Here is an 18008-nt window from a genome sequence, read left to right on the forward strand (position 1 = left end):
AGAATATGGCTGTAGTTATACCGAGTAAAAATGAGATTATGGAAACTAAAGTTAAGCCAAGAGAGGAAATACTAGAACTTATTGAAAAGTTAGAAGAAGAGTTAGATGATTCATATAAAATATTTTTCAGAGCCTACTTAAATGGAGGACATCCAGAGATTATAGTTTCTAGAAGAAAGTATGGAATATTTATAATTGAGGTTAAAGATTGGAAGCTAGATGATTATAAATATGAGAGTTCTGTTGGAAGGTATGGAAAAGTTAAAGAGAGAAAAAAGGGAATAGACTATATAATAGAAAATCCTATAAGGAAAGTACAAGGATATAAAGATAGTTTATATGAATTATACTCTTATAAACTTTCTATGCTTAAACTAAAAAGCAGAATGTATTATGGGTTAGTAAAAACGGGAGTATATTTCTTTAATGAAAATGAAGAGAAAGTTTCTGATTTCTTTAAAAGTGAAAATAAGGGATGTAATTTAGTTAAAAGGTTTGGATGTGATTCAGATATATCTCAAACTATTAAGGAAGCTCTTAAGTATGGAGATTATAGATTAGATAATATATTTAAGGAAATAGAGGATGAAATAAAACCTAGATATAGTAATAGTATTAATTCTAATGAGCTGAAATTAAACAAAAAACAAAAGGAATTAATAAGAAGTAAAGAAGGATTAAACAAGAAAATTAAAGGCGAATCAGGAGCAGGAAAAAGTACTGTTATTGCTTATAGAGCAGTAGATGCATTAAGAAAAAATCCTAATAGTAGAGTTTTGGTTCTAACATTTAATATAACTCTTAGAAATTATTTAAGAGATAGAATAGGAGATGTAAGAGGAGAATTTAGCTTTAGTAGCTTTAATATTATACATTTTTATGGATTTATGGCTCAACAGAATGAAAAGTATGGAGTTTTAGATGGGCAAAGGGAAGATTATGAAAATCTAGAAATAGATATTTTTAAAGGTGTAAAAATAGAGGAAGAAGAAAAATATGATTCAATATTAATTGATGAGGGGCAAGACTTTAAGTATGAATGGTTTAGATGTTTAAAAGAAACCTTTTTGAAAAAAGATGGTGAGTTTTTAATATTTGCAGATGAAAAGCAAAATATATATGGTAGAGCACTTGAAGAAAAACTAGTCAAAACAAATATTAGAGGAGATTGGGGAGAACTTAAAAATTCCTATAGAACAAAAGGGAATCTATTAAGGCTTGCCTATGAGTTTCAAAGTGAGTTTTATAGAGATAAATATAAATTGGATCTAGAACTTCTTCAAGAGAGGCAGTTAGTTTTAGATATTATGGAAGAAGAAATGGACTATATATATTCAGAAGATATAGATTTAAAATCTATTTTTTATAAGATAGAGGAAACTATGAGAAAAGAAAGGATAAGTATCAATGATATTACTATCTTAGGAGATAGAATACCAGAACTTAGAGCATTAGAATATTATCTTAGCGAAAATTATGGAATAGATTGTGAAACCGTTTTCGAGAGGGAAGAGGATTATAGATACCTTAGAGATAAAAGGGATTTAGAAATAGAAGAGATAGAAAAGGAAATAGAAGAAAATAAAGAAAAATTTAATCAAAGAGAAAGACGAGAAATTATGGAGAAGAAGAGCAGAATGCTTTTTGAAATTGATAAAAAGTTTAGAGCAGACTTAGATGGATTAAGAAAAATAAAGAAGTTTGGGTTTAATCAAAAAAGTGGAAAACTAAAAATTTCAACTACCCATAGTTTTAAAGGATGGGAATCAGATTATGTTGTTCTTATTTTAGAAAAAAATCATAAAAACACAACACCAGAGCTAATATATACAGCAATTACAAGGTGTAAAAAGAAACTTATTATCTATAATCGAGGGAATGAAAAGTATAACCAGTTCTTTGAAAGAGCAGTTTTATATAAATTTGTACCTTGTTAAAACATTAAGAAAAAAATTGGAATATAAGTTGGAAATTGACGAATGATTTATGGTGATTAAAAAGGATAAATAAAATATAATTATATAGTTACAGATATTAACTTAAATGTATTTAAAAGTAATACATAATAAGGATTTTGTATAAAAAAGAATATAGAGGGAGGAGATGTGTTGAAGAAAAAATGGGTTAAAATTTTTGTGGCATACCTTCTTTTTTTTATTATGTGTTCATCTTTTATAAATGTATCAGCGGGACAAGCAGATATAAATAATAAAAATGATTATACTCTAGAGCATAATAATGAAGATTATATCAATGAAGGTGAAGCAACAGAGGAGGAGGAAAGTACAGAAAAAGATAAAGAAGAAATACTAGAGGAAACAGAAGAAGAAAATATAGATGAAACGGTACCGGAAAAAGAAACTGATAAAGAAGAAAATAAAAACGAAGAGAATAAAGAACAAAGTGAAGAAGAAAATAAAAGTGAAAATACAGAAAAAGAAGAAAGTTTAAATAAAGAAGAACAGAAGGAAGAAAGAGAAGTATATAAAAATCCAACAACTGATACGTTTGAAACTGTAGTTGGACCATATACTTTAAAAAATATTTTATCTAAATACAATGTTTTTTCATTTGGTGATATTACAGCATCACATATTATGGGTCCTATTGTAGGCAGAGAGGTTCATAGGGTTCATGATAAGTCAACAACGGCTATTAGTGATTATGCAAATAATGTGCCGAGTTATCTAGAAAAAATCTATAAAGCTGAAAGTGGTAATGGAAATAATGTCGGTTTAAATTACTGGTATGACAGGAATAGACCAGGAGTAGCTATTGATAAAGTAAAGATTCCTAACTTCTATATAGGTGAAAAAGATAATTTTGTTGAAAAGGTTGGAAATCCTGCAACTTATAAAATGGTATATGGAAATGAGAAAATATCTGGTCCTAATGATAGTGGAAACAAACCAGTATTACAAAATGATAATTTTTTAGACTTTGAAAAAGCAGCTAAAATAACATTAGAAGAATCAAAGAAATTATTAAATGATCCTAAAAATATTATTATTGATACTTCAGAAAAATATAAAATTGATGAAAAGGGAACTTTAAAAATTGATGCAGGAAATAATTATCTAATAAAGGATGCAAGTAGATTAAAAAAGGTAAATATTATTTATCCAGAGGGTTTTAGTCCCATAAACAAGCCATTATATCCTTATGGAACTATTATAAATGTGGAAGGAAACTTAGCAAAAGGGATTCTTGAAGGAAAAGAACAAAGTTTATTTCCTAATATTTATGTAAATGGTGGAGATGATTTAGATAATGAACAGGGGTTTAGTGGAATAAATGGTGACTTTGGGTATGGGCAGTTTGGTGAATTTGTAAAGGTTATTTGGAATATGCCAAACATAGTAACCACTGACGGTGAAAATAGAATATGGAAAAAGTCAGGCTCGGATATATTAGGACATATAGTTGCACCACAAGCTGAATTTTGGAACTGTAATGAAGTAGGTGGAAAGATTCAATGGGCAGGAGGAAATATTAATGGTGGAGCTATAGTTAAATCTTGGTACGGTGGAAGTATGGAAAGTCATTATTGGCCTCATGAAGGTGAAATTGGAGAAGTGAAACCTGGAGAAGTTTCTTTATTCTTAAAAGGAAAGAAGATTTTTAATAAGGGAAGTTTAGAAGAAAAGTTTAAGTTTAAGCTATCTTATGAAGGTGGTTCTTTACCAGAAGGTGTTTCTAATATAAATATTCCACAGGAAGTTTATCAAGAAGCTGATGGAACTATAAAGTTTAAAGAAATTAAGTTTACGAAGCCAGGAGAATACAACTTTATAATAGAGGAAATTCCAAATGAGGGAAATAAAGATATTATATATGACAAAACAAAATATAGGATTGTAGTAACTGTAAAAGAAGGAGAAAAAGGAATCTTAAGTTTAGAAACAAAAATTATTAATCTTAGTGATAATAAAGTTGTAGAAGATATAGTTTTTATAAATGAAAGAATTTTAGATTTTACTATAGAGAAAAGAGATGAGGACTCGAATCAATTATTGGAAGGGGCAATATTTGATTTATATGAAGGGAATTTAGAGGGAAAACCACAGGGAAATCCTATTATAAAGGATATAAAAACAGATGAAAGTGGAAAGGTTAAAGTGTCCAGTAAAATATTAGAGTATAACAAGCTATATGTATTAGTTGAAACAAAAGCACCTGATGATTATATAATAGGTGAAAATATACTTTTCTATATAAAAGGAGATACAAGACCATATCCAGATAAGGGAATAGAAATTAAAAATCATCACATCATCGGAGTAAATAATAAGAAAAAAAGTGACGTAATACTACCAGAAACAGGTGGTTCTGGTAATAGAGTAAATATAGTATTAGGATTAGGATTTATGATAAGTTCAATCTTAATATTCGGAATAAAAGGGGTAAAAAGGGGATAGTATGAAAAAATTAAAAAAGACGTTAATAACTACAATAATTATGATATTCATGTTGGGATTAGTTCCAGCATATGCAGCAGGAAATGGAGTAATAGAAATTAAAAATAATCCAAGTAAAACAGGGACTTCTATAAAGGAGCATGTTTTTAATATATATAAAGTTTTTAATTTAACATTAGAAAACAATAGTGAAAAGAAAAAATATTCATATATAGTAACTGAGGAGTTTAAACCTTTCTTTGAAGAGGAACAAAAGAAAGATACTGAAAATAAAGATATGGATTTAAATGAGTTTGCAAAAAGTTATATAACAGAAAAAAATAAAGAAGAAGTAGCTAAGAAGTTAATGGAGTATGTGAATGAAAATTCAGAGCAAATTAAAGATGTAATAACTACTTCAGATGCAAATATGACTACAGATGAAAATAAGATAGAAACAGTAAAAGTTTCAGGTTTAGATCTTGGATACTATTTAATTATAGATAAAGGTGTAAATGGTTCAGGAGAAGGTAAAATAATTGCTAGAGCGGCAATGGGAACTACAGATTCAAAACTTACAATAGATTTAAAAGCAAAGGCTCCAACTATTGAGAAAGAAATTAAAGGTGATGATGGAGAGTTTGGTAATGTTTCAGATAGTGAAATTGGGGATGAAGTAGAATACAGATTTATTTCAACTATTCCAGATGTAACAGGATATGAAACTTATAAATATATAATTCACGATAAAATGACAAAAGGACTTACTTTTAACAATAATATTGAAATATATATTGGAGAAAAAAATACAGAAAAAAAATTAAGCAAAGATTATTACAATGTAATAGTTAATCCAACACATACAGGGGAAACTTCGGAAACGCATACTTTTGATATTGATATAAATATAATAAAAGCAGTTAAAGATGGAGTTCTTAATGTTGATGATAAATTATACACATATTTTACAGCGACTTTAAATGAAGATGCAGTTACAGCTGGTGATTCAAATGATAATAGCGTTAATTTAGAGTATAGTAATAATCCATATGATAAAGAAAGTGGAGATAAAACTCCGATAGTTACTGTAAAAGATTATACATTTAAATTAAATGTTTTAAAGACAAAGGAAGATGGAGAAACAGGACTTAAAGGAGCAGAGTTTGAAATAAGAAACGGTGAAACTCCTGTATATTTTATAAATAAGAATGGTAACTATATTGTATGTCCAGAAGATCATAATCATAGTGAAATAGATACATGTACAAAAACGATTGTTTCAGGAGATAATGGTAAATTTAGCATATCAGGTTTAGACGATAATTTTGAATATACAATTGTAGAAACTAAGGCACCAGATGGATATAATCCAATAAAGCCGATAAAATTCACAATAACAGCTGAATATGATAAAGATGGAAATATAACAGGTATAACTACTAATGTAGGATCTATAGTAGTACAAGGAGATACATTTGAACTTGGGACAACTATTGTAAATAAAACAGATTTATTATTACCAGGAACAGGAGGAATGGGAACTGCTATTTTTACTGTTCTTGGAGGGATAATGATGGTGGCTGCAGGAGCTACATTATTAAAGAGAAGAAAAGCTAATTAAAGAAGATATATGGAGTAGAAGTTTTTCTACTCCATACTTTTAAGGTGGATAGGTAGATGAAAAGAAAGTTATCTAATATAGGGTTAATATTAGTTTTTATACTAGGATTTATTATTTTAATTTATCCAAAAGTCAGTAATTACTATAATAGTTTAGTTGGTTCTTATAGTATAGGTAAGTATGAAAAAGAGATAGAAAAAATAGATGAAGTTAAAGTAGATGAGATTTTAGAAAAGGGAAGAAAATATAATAAAGAATTATTAAAAAAAGGGTTCTCTATAAAGACAGGAAAGTCTACAGACGAAAATTATTTAAACCAATTAAAAGTAAATGAAGAAGAGGTTATAGGATTTATTATAATAGATAAAATAAATGTAAGACTCCCTATATATCATGGAACGTCAGAACCAGTACTTCAAAGAGGAGTAGGGCATTTAGAGGGTACAAGCTTGCCTATTGGAGGAGAAGGAATGCATAGTGTTCTTACAGGACATACAGGACTTCCATCAGCAAAGCTATTTACAGATTTAGAAAAGTTAGAGAAAAATGATTTAATCATAATTAAAATTTTAGGAGAAACATTTACTTATAAAGTTAATGAAAAAGAAGTAGTCTTACCAGAAGAAGTAGAAAATATAACGCCGGTTAAAGGAAAAGATATATTAACTTTAGTAACGTGTACACCTTATGGGGTTAACTCGCATAGGCTATTAGTTAAAAGCGAAAAAACAAACAATATAGAGGAAGAAAAAAACATTGAAGTAATAGGGAAAAAAGAAGATATATTTAAATATATTTTTATAATTATCATTCTAATAATCGGTGGGTATTTTATATTGAAGAAATATAAGAAAAATAAAAAAGTGGAGAGGAGAAATGAAGATTTATAAAGGTAAGAGAATAGTTTATTTAGTTTTAATGATTTTGTTTATTATGCCAATATCCATAGCAAATGCTATGGATAAAGAGGTTTTAGATGGATGGATTACAATAAAGCATTTTAATAAAAATAAACCTATAGCAAATAATAATTTTAAAGTTTATAAGGTAGGAAAAATCTTAGAGGATAAAATTGTTCTTGAAGAAGAGTTTTTAAAATGTGGTATTGATTTTGAAAACATAAGAGAAGAGGATAAGTTAAATAATATAGGAGATACATTAGAGGCTTATGTCCATGGAAATAATATAAAGGCTTTTAAGGAAGATAAGACAAAGGAAGATGGATATGTTGTATTTAAAAACTTAGATAAAGGCTTATACCTGCTTATTGCAGATGTTGGACTAGGAGATAAAAACATAAAAACAAAGCCATTTTTAGTTACTATACCTAGTAAAGATAAAAATACTAATGAATGGGTAAATAAAGTGGTTATAAATACAAAGAATGAAGAGATAGAAAAAGATAAGATAGATTTTAATGTAGAAAAGATTTGGATTAATGATGAGGAGAAAAAGGATAAGCCATCATTTATAGAGGTCTATTTATATAAAGATGGAGTTAAAGATGATAGTGTTATTCTTGAAGAAACTAATAATTGGAAGTATGAATGGAAAGATTTAAATTCAAAGTATAATTGGACTGTAGTTGAAAAAAATATTCCAAAAGGATATGAAGTAAGCTATGAAAAATATTCTACACAGATAAAGATTAAAAACACTTATAAGGAGATAGGAATAGACAAACCATCAACTGTATTGCCTCAAACGGGAAGTCCGTGGATGTTACCACAAGGGCTTGCTTTTACAGGGATAGTCTTAATTGGTGTAGGATGGATTCTAAATAGAAAAAATGGATAAGAAAAAAGTTTCAGGATTTTTTATGCTATTAGGTGTTATCTGCATTACAGTAGCATCTGTAATTACTTTTAATAATATATATAATGACTATAAAGGGAAAAAAAGTTCCTTAGAGGTATTTAATATATTAGATAGAGAAATTTCTAGAGATAGCTATAAAATTAAAGATGAAGGAAGAATGAAAACAATAGAGGTTAATGGAAGAAAGTATATAGGACTTTTAGAAATTCAGAGTATAGGACTTAAACTACCTATTCAATGGGAATGGAGTTATGAGGATTTAGAAATATCTCCATGCAGATATAAGGGATCTATAAAAGATGATTCTATGGTCTTAATGGGACATAATTATAATAGTCATTTTTCAAATATAAAGAAGTTAAATAAAGGTGATGAAGTTAAATTTACTGATGTAGAAGGAATCCAATATAAGTATCAGGTAAAAGAAAAAGAAGAGCTTCATAAAACGAAGGTTGAAGATATGATAAGCGGAGATTGGGATTTAACCTTATTTACTTGTTCATATAACAGAATAAACCGTGTTGCCATTAGATGTGAAAGATTAATGGGGTGAACATGAGGCAGGAATTAGGGAATAAGAGTAGCAGTTAGACTAAATTAAACTGCTACTTTTTTATTTATAAGTTTTTTATAAAAGTTTAATTCTATTAATTAATAGAATTAAAAAATGTAGAAATTTGTATTGAAATAAATTCCATAAGATGATATATTAATAAAAGATGAACAATTAATAAAATGTTAATATTTAAAATTTCTAAGTGGGAAGAGGGATTAGATTTGAAAATGAGAAAAAAGAAGATAGTAGTGGCACTTTTATGTGCATTAACTATAGGGGGAAGCATAACTGCAAATGCACATGGAGGAAGAACAGATGGAAGTGGAGGACATAAGGATAATCAGAATAAATCAGGATTAGGTTCTTATCACTATCATTGTGGAGGGAATCCACCACATTTACACAATAATGGGTGCCCATATAAAGCAGTAGCAACACCACCGCAATCGTCAACAGGAAATGGGACAAACTCTAGTTCTAGCAATAATTCTGCAAATAAAAGTAATGGATCTACAAACAATAATAATCAAGCTCAGATAGAGGCACAAAAAAAGGCTGAGGAGCAAAGAAAACTAGAAGAACAAAAAAGAGTAGAAGCAGAAAAGAAAGCTCAAGAAGAAAGAATTAAAAAAGAAAAAGAAGAGACAAATAAAAAAGGGTATGAAGAAGGCCTTAAGGACGGATATGATAAAAAAGAAAATTTAGGTGAGAATTATAATGGGAATTATAAAGAAGAGTATGTAGAGGGATATAATAGAGGACATGCTGAAGGAGCAAAAAAGATAGAGAATGAAATAAAGCTAGCTTCAGAAGAAGGATATAATGATGGAATAAAAGGTAGTGAAAGTAAAGAAGGAAATGAAAATAAATTAATTGAAGAGAGTTATACTGAAGGCTACAAAAAGGGAATTGATGAATATATAACTAAAAGTATCGAAGAGTACAAGCTAAAGGGGGCCGAAGATGCAAGTGGAAGAAGAGAAGTTGAAGCTTTTGATAACACAGTAGATGAAAAATTTAAGGAAGTATATTTAGCAGCATATAAAGAAAAGAAAGATGAATTAAATGAGAAAGAAAAAGAAGATAATATAGCAATGGCAGTAGGGCTAGGTGCAATTGTAACTATCGGTGGTGGAACTGTGCTATATAAAAAGAAAAAGGGAAAAAAATCTATAAAATTTTAAGAAAATTGCCCCCTAAAATTTAGTTTTGCATATCTATTAGATGAGAGAAAAATTTAAGGGGGAAAGAATATGCAAAAAATAATTGATATGCGATTTAATCAAGAGATATGTGTTAGGTTAAAATTAGATTTTAAAGACATAGTAATCATTAATTATCTTTATGAATTAAAGAAAAGTGATGAGACAACTTTTATAAAAATTAGAGGACTAGAATATTTTCATATAAATGATAGTGATTTTATTCAAAGATATCCTTTCTTTAATATAGTAACAAAAGAAACTTTAAGAAAAAGGATTCAAAAATTAATAGGGAAAAATATTATATATGGAAGAAGACATTTAGAACATAATTTTCTTGATACAAATGACTCTTTGATTGAAGAGATTTTGGATATGGGAACAATCCAGTATAGATTAGAGGATTTTGTTTAGGAAAGAGGAAAGAGGGAAAAGAGAAGAGAGAAGAGAGGAAACTTGTATACTAAAAGTAGTCATTTAAAACAGTGAAAATAATGATATAATATTTTTACTAAATGGAGGAAGAAAATGGCTAGAAAATATACAAGAGAGTTCAAAAATGAAGTGTGCAAATTAATCGTTGAAGATAACGTTAAGTTGCAAATTGTAGCTGAGAAGTTTTCATTAAATCAAGTAATGGTTTATCGTTGGGTTGATGAATATAAAACCTTCGGTAGCGAAGCATTCGTGGGAAAAGGTAAGCTTAGATCAGAGGATGCAAAAGTAAAGCAAATGGAGAAGGAATTAGAGCTTCTTAGACAAGAAAATGAAATATTAAAAAAAGCAGCGGCATACTTTGCGAAAGCAAAACAGCAAGATTAGACTTTGCTGTAACGGAGCTAGAGAAGTATGACACAAGCATTGTATGCCGAGTGTTGAAAGTGTCAAGAAGTGGACTTATAAAGCATAAAAAATCACTTGTTAGAGTTAAGAATATCGACCATGAAGACAGTATAATTCACTGTTTTTTCAAAAATAAAGGAAAGTATGGTAGAGTTAGAATTAAAAAAGCTCTTGGACGTGATGGAATAACAGTAAGTGAAGTTAAAATTAGCAGAGTTCTTAGTAAAAATGGCTTAGTATCTAAATACGGGCGTCCGCGAAAGCGAAAAGCACCAAAAAAGACTCAAGCTGAGTATACTAGTGAAAACCTAGTGAAAAAGAAGTTTGAGGTAAAAGAAATAAATAAGCTTTGGTGCGCTGATATTAGCGAAATTAAATATAAAAGTGGAAGAGTTTTTATTAGTGGAGTTATTGATGTAGGCTCAAGAAAGTTAGTAGGATGGGATATTGCAAGACATGCTAGACAGGAGATAGTACAGAACTCTATTGAAATGGCTGTTGGCAGGTGCCAACCCGGAAAAGATTTAATCTATCACTGTGATAGAGGGTGTCAGTACACAGCAAATGCCACTAAAAAATTACTAGATAGGTACGGAATTAAATCTAGTATGTCCCGCCCAGGTTCACCTACTGATAATCAACCAATAGAGACATTTTGGAAGACTCTTAAGACTGAGATAGATGATATCTCTAAAATGACGTTTAAAGATGCTAAAAAGACCATTATTAAGTTCATAGAACTAGAATATAACTCAGACAGACTCCATTCAGCATTGGATTATAAAACGCCAAACGAAGTCTGGGATGAGCAAGTGCTAGTTAGTTAAAATTCACTGTTTTATTTGTGTACTTTTCTTGATAACTTTCGTGAATAGGTAGAGAAAGTGCTATGTTTTTAGTGCTTTCTTTGTTTGCTTTTATATAGGTATTTACCTATTATTTTTATAAAATAATAGTATTTTACTTATGATTATAAGGGGTCTATAATCATAGATGTAGAAGAGATTAGGACTTAAGTTTAAATAGATGTTCTTCAAATAGAAGCGATAAACGAAAGAAGGCAAATTATATGATTAAGTATTTAAAGAAATTAGAAAATTATCCAATAGGAATAAGTGGTACTTGTTTAGCATTTATTACATTGAGTAATAGTTTTAAAATAAAGGGAATAGATTATATTAAACCAGTAGCAATAGCTCTTGCTGTGGGAATGTTAGTTTTAATGATAGGAAAAGTAGTTCTTTATCCAAGAAAATTTTATAGTGAAATGAAAGACCCAGTTTTAGGAACATATTACCCAACATTAGCTATGGTAACTTGGCTTGTAGCAGCATTCTTTTATAGTGAAGCACCAAGAATATGTACAGTTTTATGGCTTGCAGGTGTAGTATGGCACTACTTTATAGTTGGTTTTTACACATATTTAAGAGTAAAAGAAAGAAACTTTAAGAATGTAGTTCCAACAGCTTTCATTGTGTATACAGGAATGATAACAGGATCAATTGCTAGTAAAGGAATGGTAGGAGTTGAACCAATTGCAAAATTCATGCTTATATTTGGATTTGTATTCTATACAATATTATTACCATTCGTTTTATATATCGTATTTAGAAGTGAAAAAATGGAAGATCATAAAATACCAACTATAGGAATTATATGTTCTCCAGCACCTCTTGGAGTTGTAGGAATGCTTGCATTATACAAAAACCCAAATCCAATTATGTTATGGTGGTTAATTATTACAGGATTAATTTTATTACCAGTAGTATATAGTTACATTGTTAAAGAATTTAAAAAAGGTTTTAAACCAATACATGCAACATTCACTTTCCCATTAGCAATAGGAACTTTAGCAAGTTACCAATTAGGAGCATACTATGCAGGACTTCATTGTGCAAACTTAGCAACAGTATTCACATTCTTAGGTAACGTTGAAATATTTATAACAAGCTACGTAGTATTTAAAGTATTATTCAATTTCTTAAAATTATTTGTAAATGCTATAAATCCAGTAGCAGAAGAAAGATTAGAAAAAGACATTATTGAAATTGATGAAATATTAAGTACAGAAGCAAAATAAGAATAGGCTGTGCCAATAAAATAGGCACAGTTTTTTTATGCAAAAAAATAAAATAAGAAGTAAAAAAGAGTAGTAAACAGATATTAGTTTGCTTTTTTTGTATGCACAAAATTATAAGTAACATTTTTGGAGAGAAAGCATATTTTGATTATTGAGCGTTTAAAAATCTGCAAATTAAGGAGGAGGGGAAGTGAAGAATAGAAAATTAAGAATATTTTTAATGTGCATGATTTCTATATTTGTTTTTTGTTCATATGTGCCAGCTATAGCAATTTCAGAAAAAAATGGTGAAGTAGATATAAAAGAAGAAACAAGTATTGAAAATATAGATAATCAAAAAGAAGAAGAAAATTCAAAAGAAAAAGAAAATATGGAGGAAATAGAAATAACAGAAAGCGAAAAACAGGAAGAGGAAAAAGAATTAGAAGAAAATATAGAAGCTGAAGAGAAGGAAGAATACATAGATGAAGAGAAGGAAAATCATACAGATGAAAAGAAAGATGAGGCAGAGAAAGGTAAGGAAGAGAATATAGAAGAGGATAAAGTAGATGTAGAAAAAGATAAGGCAATAACTGACGGAAATGTGACTACTAAAAATTTTAAAGAGATAATAGGAAATTATACTTTGAAAAATATTTTGGGGAATTATAATGTTTTATCTTTTGAAAATATAACAGGTTCACATATAATAGGGCCTATTATAGCTAAAGATAGAGCTTATAAAACAACAGAGTATGGTGGAGCATTAACGGTATCAGATTTAGCAAAGGGAGTTCCATCTTATGTGGGAGAGCTTATTAGGACAAAAGATGGAAGTAGAGGAAGTGTAACATTAGCATATGATAGGGATGATGCAGCTCATAAGAATACAGATTTTTATGTAAGTGAAGAGAAAAATAGAATTAGAATAAAAACAGGAAATGAAACACTTTACTATGTAGTAGATAAAAAGGGAGAATATTTTACACCTAATGGAGAGGGAAGGCTTAAAACTTTTCAAAATAATAATTTTATAAATTTTGATGAAATGAGAGAAGAGATACTTAAAGAATCAAGAGCATTACTAAAGAAAAATAATAATATTCTTGTTTCAAATGAAGGAGAAAAAGAGGGGAATGGATATGTAATTAATAAAGAGGGACAATTAAATATTGATGTAGGAAAAAATTATATCATTAAGGATGCCAGTAAATTAAAGGTAGTAAATTTAATTTATCCAAAAGGCTATGATCCGATGGTAAAGCCTTATCCATATGGAACAACTATAAACTTTGAAGGTAATTCTTTATTTGGAGTAAATATAGATGGAATAAAACAAAATTTATTACCGGAGATATGGGTTAATGGAAAAATGTTTAATGGAAATGGACCACAGTATGGAAAGGAAAATAATATAGTTTGGAACTTACCAAACATAGAAACTAAAGGAGAACAAGGGCGAATAGTTAGAAATGGAATTAGTGATATTCTAGGACATATAATTGCACCTAATGGAGTTTTTTGGAATAGTAATAAAAGTGGTAGCTGGCATGGTGGAAATATTAATGGATGTGCAATTGTAAAGTCTTGGTATGGTGGAAATATGGAAAGTCATATGTGGCCATATGGAGATATAGATATTGGAGAAGAAGAAAAAGAGATTATAAAATTTGTAATAAAAAAAATTGATCGATATGAAGAAACTCCCTTAAAGGGAGCTATATTTGATATATATGAAGCAAATGAAAAAGGAGAGCCTATAGGAGAAAAAATAAAGGGGAATATAGAAACTAAGGATAATGGAGAGATTACAGTTGAAGATAGTAAATTAAAATATGACAAATTATATGTATTGGTTGAAACTAAAGCTCCAGATGGATATGTAATAGGGCGCAATATAGTTTTTTATATTAAAGGAGATGGAGCAGTAAATATAAAATCAATAGATACAATAGAGATAAAAAACAAGGGAACTATAGTTGTAAAGAATGGAAAAGGAAATGAAACTTTACCAGCAACCGGGGGAAAGGGCACAGATAAATATATTTTAATTGCTGCGGTGATGATGTTGATTTCAGCAATTGTATTAAAACTTAATAATAAGAGGGCTATTAGCGAGTAAAAAGGCTTTAAGGAGGCTTTATGAGAAAGTTAAAAAGAATATTAGGTACAATATTTATTCTAATTTTTATGGTTGGAGGAGTTCCAGCTTTTGCAGATAATGTGGGAAGAATAATAATAAATAATAATCCAAAAGTAACAGGAACTTCAATGGAAAATCACACTTATAGCGTATATAAGGTTTTTGATTTAACTATATCCATGGATGGTCAAAATAAATCTTACACCATAGATGAAAAATTTGAAAAGTTTTTTAAAGAAAAAAATTCGGGGAATGAGGAATTACAAAGTTTTGCTAAAAAATATATGGAAGATAATAAGGCAAAAGTAGCAGATGAATTAATGAAGTATATAGAAGAAGAGAAAATTAAGGAAACAAAAATTACAGATATAGATGATGTAATAATAGATAGAGGTTTAGAAAAGGTTACTATAAATGTAGAAGAACTAGGACATTATCTTATAATTGATAATGGGGAACAGGGAGCGGATACTCCAAGTTCTGCAATAGCATTAGCATCAATGGGGAGTACAACAACAGATTTAATTATAAATCTTAAAGCACAGGGACCAACTATAGACAAAGACATATATCACAATGAGGAAAAGGATTGGGATAAAGTTGGGGATAATGAAATTGGTGATAAAGTAGAGTATAGAGTTATAACTACTGTACCAGACATAAATGGATATGAAAGTTATAAGTATGTAATACATGATAAGATGACAGATGGGCTTACTTTTAACAATGATGTAGAAATATATGTTGGCGATAAGTCTAATAAGAAAAAAGTAGAAGGAAACTATACTGTTAGTGTAGCAAATAGCAGTACTGAAACTTTTAAGATAGATATAGATATTATGAAAGTTATAGAGACAATGAGCCTTAATAAAGGTGATAATCTATATATCTATTACTCAGCAACATTAAATGAAAAGGCAGTAACAGCTGATAAATCAAATGATAATACAGTTTATTTAGAATATAGTAATAATCCTTATAAAGAAAATGATACAGCAGAAACACCTAAAATAACAGTAAAGGACTATACTTTTAAATTCGATGTTTTAAAGACAAAAGAAGATGGAACTACAGGGCTTGCAGGTGCAGAGTTTCAATTAAAAAAAGATGGGCAAGCCTTATTCTTTAAAAAAGATGGGAATAAATATATCCTTTGTGGAAATCATGATAAAAGTCATGAGGGATGTATACAAACTATAGTTTCAGAAGAAGATGGAAAGTTTAATATAGTTGGATTAGATGATAAAGTTAAATATGTATTAGAAGAAACTAAAGCTCCTGATGGATATAATAAAATAGATCCTATAGAGTTTATAATAACTGTAGAATATGATGGAACAGGAAATATAGTTTCTATGGTAACAACTAATTCGGAGTTAATAACTATAACTAATAATGAATTAGGAACTACAGTAATAAATACTACAGATACATTATTACCAGAAACAGGTGGTATAGGAACAACTATATTTTCAGTAGTAGGAATACTTTTAATGGGAAGTGTTGGAGCAGTATTAATTAAAAGAAAAAGAAAGAGTTAACTTTAATAAAATATATAGATTATGGAATGAATTTGTAGAGAATATTATTTCATAGTGAAAAAGTTTAAAATATAAAATTGATAGATAAAAATGAATGAAAAATGTGTTTTGTTTTAATTTTATTAATATTTATATTAATAAAATTTGTAATAAGATATAAATATATTAAGCTGAAAAGCCCTAAAGTATAAAAATATTTTAGGGCTTTTACTTTGGAATAAACCCTATAAAAACGGGATATACAGTATTTTGTGATAAAAATAGTAAAAAAAATATATGAAATATTATTCAGAAAAAATAATAAAGAAAAAAATGGAGAAAAATTTCCAAAAGTAAAAATAAAGTGGAAAAATGTTGACATTCTGTGAATATTGTATATAATTAAAGTATAAAGAGTGAGGAGCCAATTGAAGAAGAAATTGGCAAAACCATATCGCTTAGTAAAACGTATACATAAGGGGGGAGTTAAAATGCAAAAGATTTCAGAAAAAATAGCAGACTGGATAGGACCGATAGCAGCAAAGTTTTCTTCATAGAGACACTTGGTAGCAGTTAGAGATGGATTTATAGCAGTTATGCCATTAACAATAGTAGGATCGTTTTTTGTATTAATAAATAATGTAGTTCTTGATTCAAAAAATGGTATGTTAAGATCATTTGGAAATTTTGATGAGTTTAAAGCAGTTGGGCTTAGTGCTTACTATGCAACACTTGGATTTATGGCTATTTGTTTAGCAATAGGTGTAGCGTATAAATTGGCCAAGCATTATGAAATGGATGCTTTAGGAACAGCATTTGTAGCATTAGGTGCAGTTTTATGTTTAATGCCAAACTCAATAACAGCTGGCGACAATGTAATCGGAGGAGTTTTCTCTGAGTTATATACATCAGCAACGGGGTTATTCGTAGCAATTATAGGTTCAATTTTAGCAGTTGAGTTTTTAAGAAAACTTCAAAAATCTGATAAATTATCTATAAAAATGCCAGATACAGTACCACCATCAGTATCAAAGAGTTTCAATTTACTTATACCAGCAATCATCGTTTTAACAGTATTTGCAATAGTATCATTCTTATCTGTTAAATATATAAAAATGGACGTTTATGAAATTATAACAAAGGTTATACAATCACCAATACAAGCAGTATTCCAAGGGTTACCAGGAATCATTGTAGTATTAATAGTTCAAAACCTTCTATGGTGCTTTGGATTACATGGGGCATTTATATTAAGTCCTATTACAGAGCCAACTTTATTACCAGCAATCCAAGAAAATATGGTTGCTTTCCAAAACGGAGTAGATATTCCAAATATAGTTACAAAGCCTTTCATGGATGCATTCTCTTTCGCAGGGGGAGCAGGAATGACTATTGGATTATTATTAGCAATATTCTTAGTATCAAAAAGAGAAGATTACAGAAGTGTTGCTAAATTCTCAGCAATACCAGGGTTATTCAATATCAATGAGCCATTAATGTTTGGACTACCTGTAGTGTTAAACCCAATATTCATGATACCATTAGTTTTAGCACCAGTAGTAAGTTTAGTAATTGCATACTTAGCTACAGCATCAGGATTTATTTCAAAAACAGTAGTTATGGTTCCGTGGACAACACCACCAGTAGTTTCAGCTTACTTAGCAACAGGTGGAGACATAAAAGCAGCTCTTTTATCAATAGGATTAATAATACTTTCAGTAGTTATCTACATCCCATTTGTTATCGCAGCAAATAAGATAAAAGAAAGCTAAATAAAAATTAAAAAAATAAATAAAGATTAAATAAATTTAGGCTATCACAGAAGTATTCGATAATATAAGCTTGTGAT

General features: G+C 29.1%; 15 protein-coding genes. All 15 read left to right on the plus strand.

Annotated elements, in window-relative coordinates:
• The first annotated feature begins 5 nt into the window (after positions 1-5).
• The 15 genes from Q0W06_RS02475 (at position 6) to Q0W06_RS02545 (ending at position 17931) form a co-directional block, all read left to right on the plus strand.
• Entirely contained in the window at positions 6-1937 is a 1932-nt protein-coding gene (locus Q0W06_RS02475; protein WP_297630937.1) for an ATP-binding domain-containing protein, read from the plus strand.
• A 171-nt stretch (positions 1938-2108) separates the two neighbouring features.
• A complete protein-coding gene (locus Q0W06_RS02480; protein ID WP_297630939.1) occupies positions 2109-4418 on the plus strand; it encodes an FctA domain-containing protein in 2310 nt (769 codons plus the stop codon).
• Between the two features lies 1 nt (position 4419).
• Positions 4420-6018 (plus strand): SpaH/EbpB family LPXTG-anchored major pilin, encoded by a 1599-nt coding sequence (locus tag Q0W06_RS02485; protein WP_297630941.1) that lies wholly within the window; start codon positions 4420-4422, stop codon positions 6016-6018.
• A gap of 56 nt (positions 6019-6074) precedes the next feature.
• Positions 6075-6908 carry a class C sortase gene (locus tag Q0W06_RS02490; RefSeq protein ID WP_297630944.1) on the plus strand — a complete coding sequence of 278 codons (834 nt, stop codon included), beginning with the start codon at positions 6075-6077 and terminating at the stop codon, positions 6906-6908.
• Entirely contained in the window at positions 6895-7815 is a 921-nt protein-coding gene (locus Q0W06_RS02495; protein WP_297630947.1) for a Cna B-type domain-containing protein, read from the plus strand. The genes Q0W06_RS02490 and Q0W06_RS02495 overlap by 14 nt, the downstream gene beginning before the upstream one ends.
• On the plus strand, positions 7808-8389 hold the full coding sequence (locus Q0W06_RS02500) for a sortase (RefSeq protein WP_297630950.1): 582 nt from the start codon (positions 7808-7810) through the stop codon (positions 8387-8389). The genes Q0W06_RS02495 and Q0W06_RS02500 overlap by 8 nt, the downstream gene beginning before the upstream one ends.
• Before the next feature lie 224 nt (positions 8390-8613).
• The gene (locus Q0W06_RS02505; RefSeq protein ID WP_297630953.1) at positions 8614-9576 is read left to right on the plus strand and encodes a hypothetical protein; all 963 of its coding nucleotides are present in this window, start codon (positions 8614-8616) and stop codon (positions 9574-9576) included.
• A gap of 69 nt (positions 9577-9645) precedes the next feature.
• Positions 9646-10008, plus strand: coding sequence for a hypothetical protein (locus Q0W06_RS02510; protein ID WP_297630956.1), 363 nt, complete (start codon positions 9646-9648; stop codon positions 10006-10008).
• A gap of 114 nt (positions 10009-10122) precedes the next feature.
• Positions 10123-10416, plus strand: a complete 294-nt coding sequence (locus tag Q0W06_RS02515) for a transposase (protein WP_297630958.1) — start codon at positions 10123-10125, stop codon at positions 10414-10416.
• Complete coding sequence (locus tag Q0W06_RS02520; protein ID WP_297631193.1) at positions 10386-11264, plus strand: IS3 family transposase; 879 nt, start codon at positions 10386-10388, stop codon at positions 11262-11264. The genes Q0W06_RS02515 and Q0W06_RS02520 overlap by 31 nt, the downstream gene beginning before the upstream one ends.
• A 242-nt stretch (positions 11265-11506) precedes the next feature.
• Positions 11507-12517 (plus strand): TDT family transporter, encoded by a 1011-nt coding sequence (locus Q0W06_RS02525; protein WP_297630961.1) that lies wholly within the window; start codon positions 11507-11509, stop codon positions 12515-12517.
• A gap of 190 nt (positions 12518-12707) precedes the next feature.
• On the plus strand, positions 12708-14618 hold the full coding sequence (locus Q0W06_RS02530) for a SpaA isopeptide-forming pilin-related protein (protein ID WP_297630964.1): 1911 nt from the start codon (positions 12708-12710) through the stop codon (positions 14616-14618).
• Positions 14619-14638: 20 nt separating this feature from the next.
• Complete coding sequence (locus tag Q0W06_RS02535) at positions 14639-16180, plus strand: SpaH/EbpB family LPXTG-anchored major pilin (protein ID WP_297630967.1); 1542 nt, start codon at positions 14639-14641, stop codon at positions 16178-16180.
• A gap of 407 nt (positions 16181-16587) precedes the next feature.
• On the plus strand, positions 16588-16716 hold the full coding sequence (locus tag Q0W06_RS02540; RefSeq protein ID WP_297630970.1) for a hypothetical protein: 129 nt from the start codon (positions 16588-16590) through the stop codon (positions 16714-16716).
• A gap of 6 nt (positions 16717-16722) precedes the next feature.
• Positions 16723-17931 (plus strand): PTS sugar transporter subunit IIC, encoded by a 1209-nt coding sequence (locus Q0W06_RS02545; RefSeq protein WP_297630973.1) that lies wholly within the window; start codon positions 16723-16725, stop codon positions 17929-17931.
• The last annotated feature ends 77 nt before the right edge of the window (positions 17932-18008 follow it).

The organism is uncultured Clostridium sp. (genome assembly GCF_947072515.1).
GTDB lineage: Bacteria > Bacillota > Clostridia > Clostridiales > Clostridiaceae > Clostridium.

Bases quoted from the DNA above. Each gene is read 5' to 3' on its own strand.
- Q0W06_RS02475 (WP_297630937.1), top strand. From the start codon at position 6: ATGGCTGTAGTTATACCGAGTAAAAATGAGATTATGGAAACTAAAGTT.
- Q0W06_RS02485 (WP_297630941.1), top strand. From the start codon at position 4,420: ATGAAAAAATTAAAAAAGACGTTAATAACTACAATAATTATGATATTC.
- Q0W06_RS02490 (WP_297630944.1), top strand. From the start codon at position 6,075: ATGAAAAGAAAGTTATCTAATATAGGGTTAATATTAGTTTTTATACTA.
- Q0W06_RS02495 (WP_297630947.1), top strand. From the start codon at position 6,895: ATGAAGATTTATAAAGGTAAGAGAATAGTTTATTTAGTTTTAATGATT.
- Q0W06_RS02500 (WP_297630950.1), top strand. From the start codon at position 7,808: ATGGATAAGAAAAAAGTTTCAGGATTTTTTATGCTATTAGGTGTTATC.
- Q0W06_RS02510 (WP_297630956.1), top strand. From the start codon at position 9,646: ATGCAAAAAATAATTGATATGCGATTTAATCAAGAGATATGTGTTAGG.
- Q0W06_RS02515 (WP_297630958.1), top strand. From the start codon at position 10,123: ATGGCTAGAAAATATACAAGAGAGTTCAAAAATGAAGTGTGCAAATTA.
- Q0W06_RS02525 (WP_297630961.1), top strand. From the start codon at position 11,507: ATGATTAAGTATTTAAAGAAATTAGAAAATTATCCAATAGGAATAAGT.
- Q0W06_RS02535 (WP_297630967.1), top strand. From the start codon at position 14,639: ATGAGAAAGTTAAAAAGAATATTAGGTACAATATTTATTCTAATTTTT.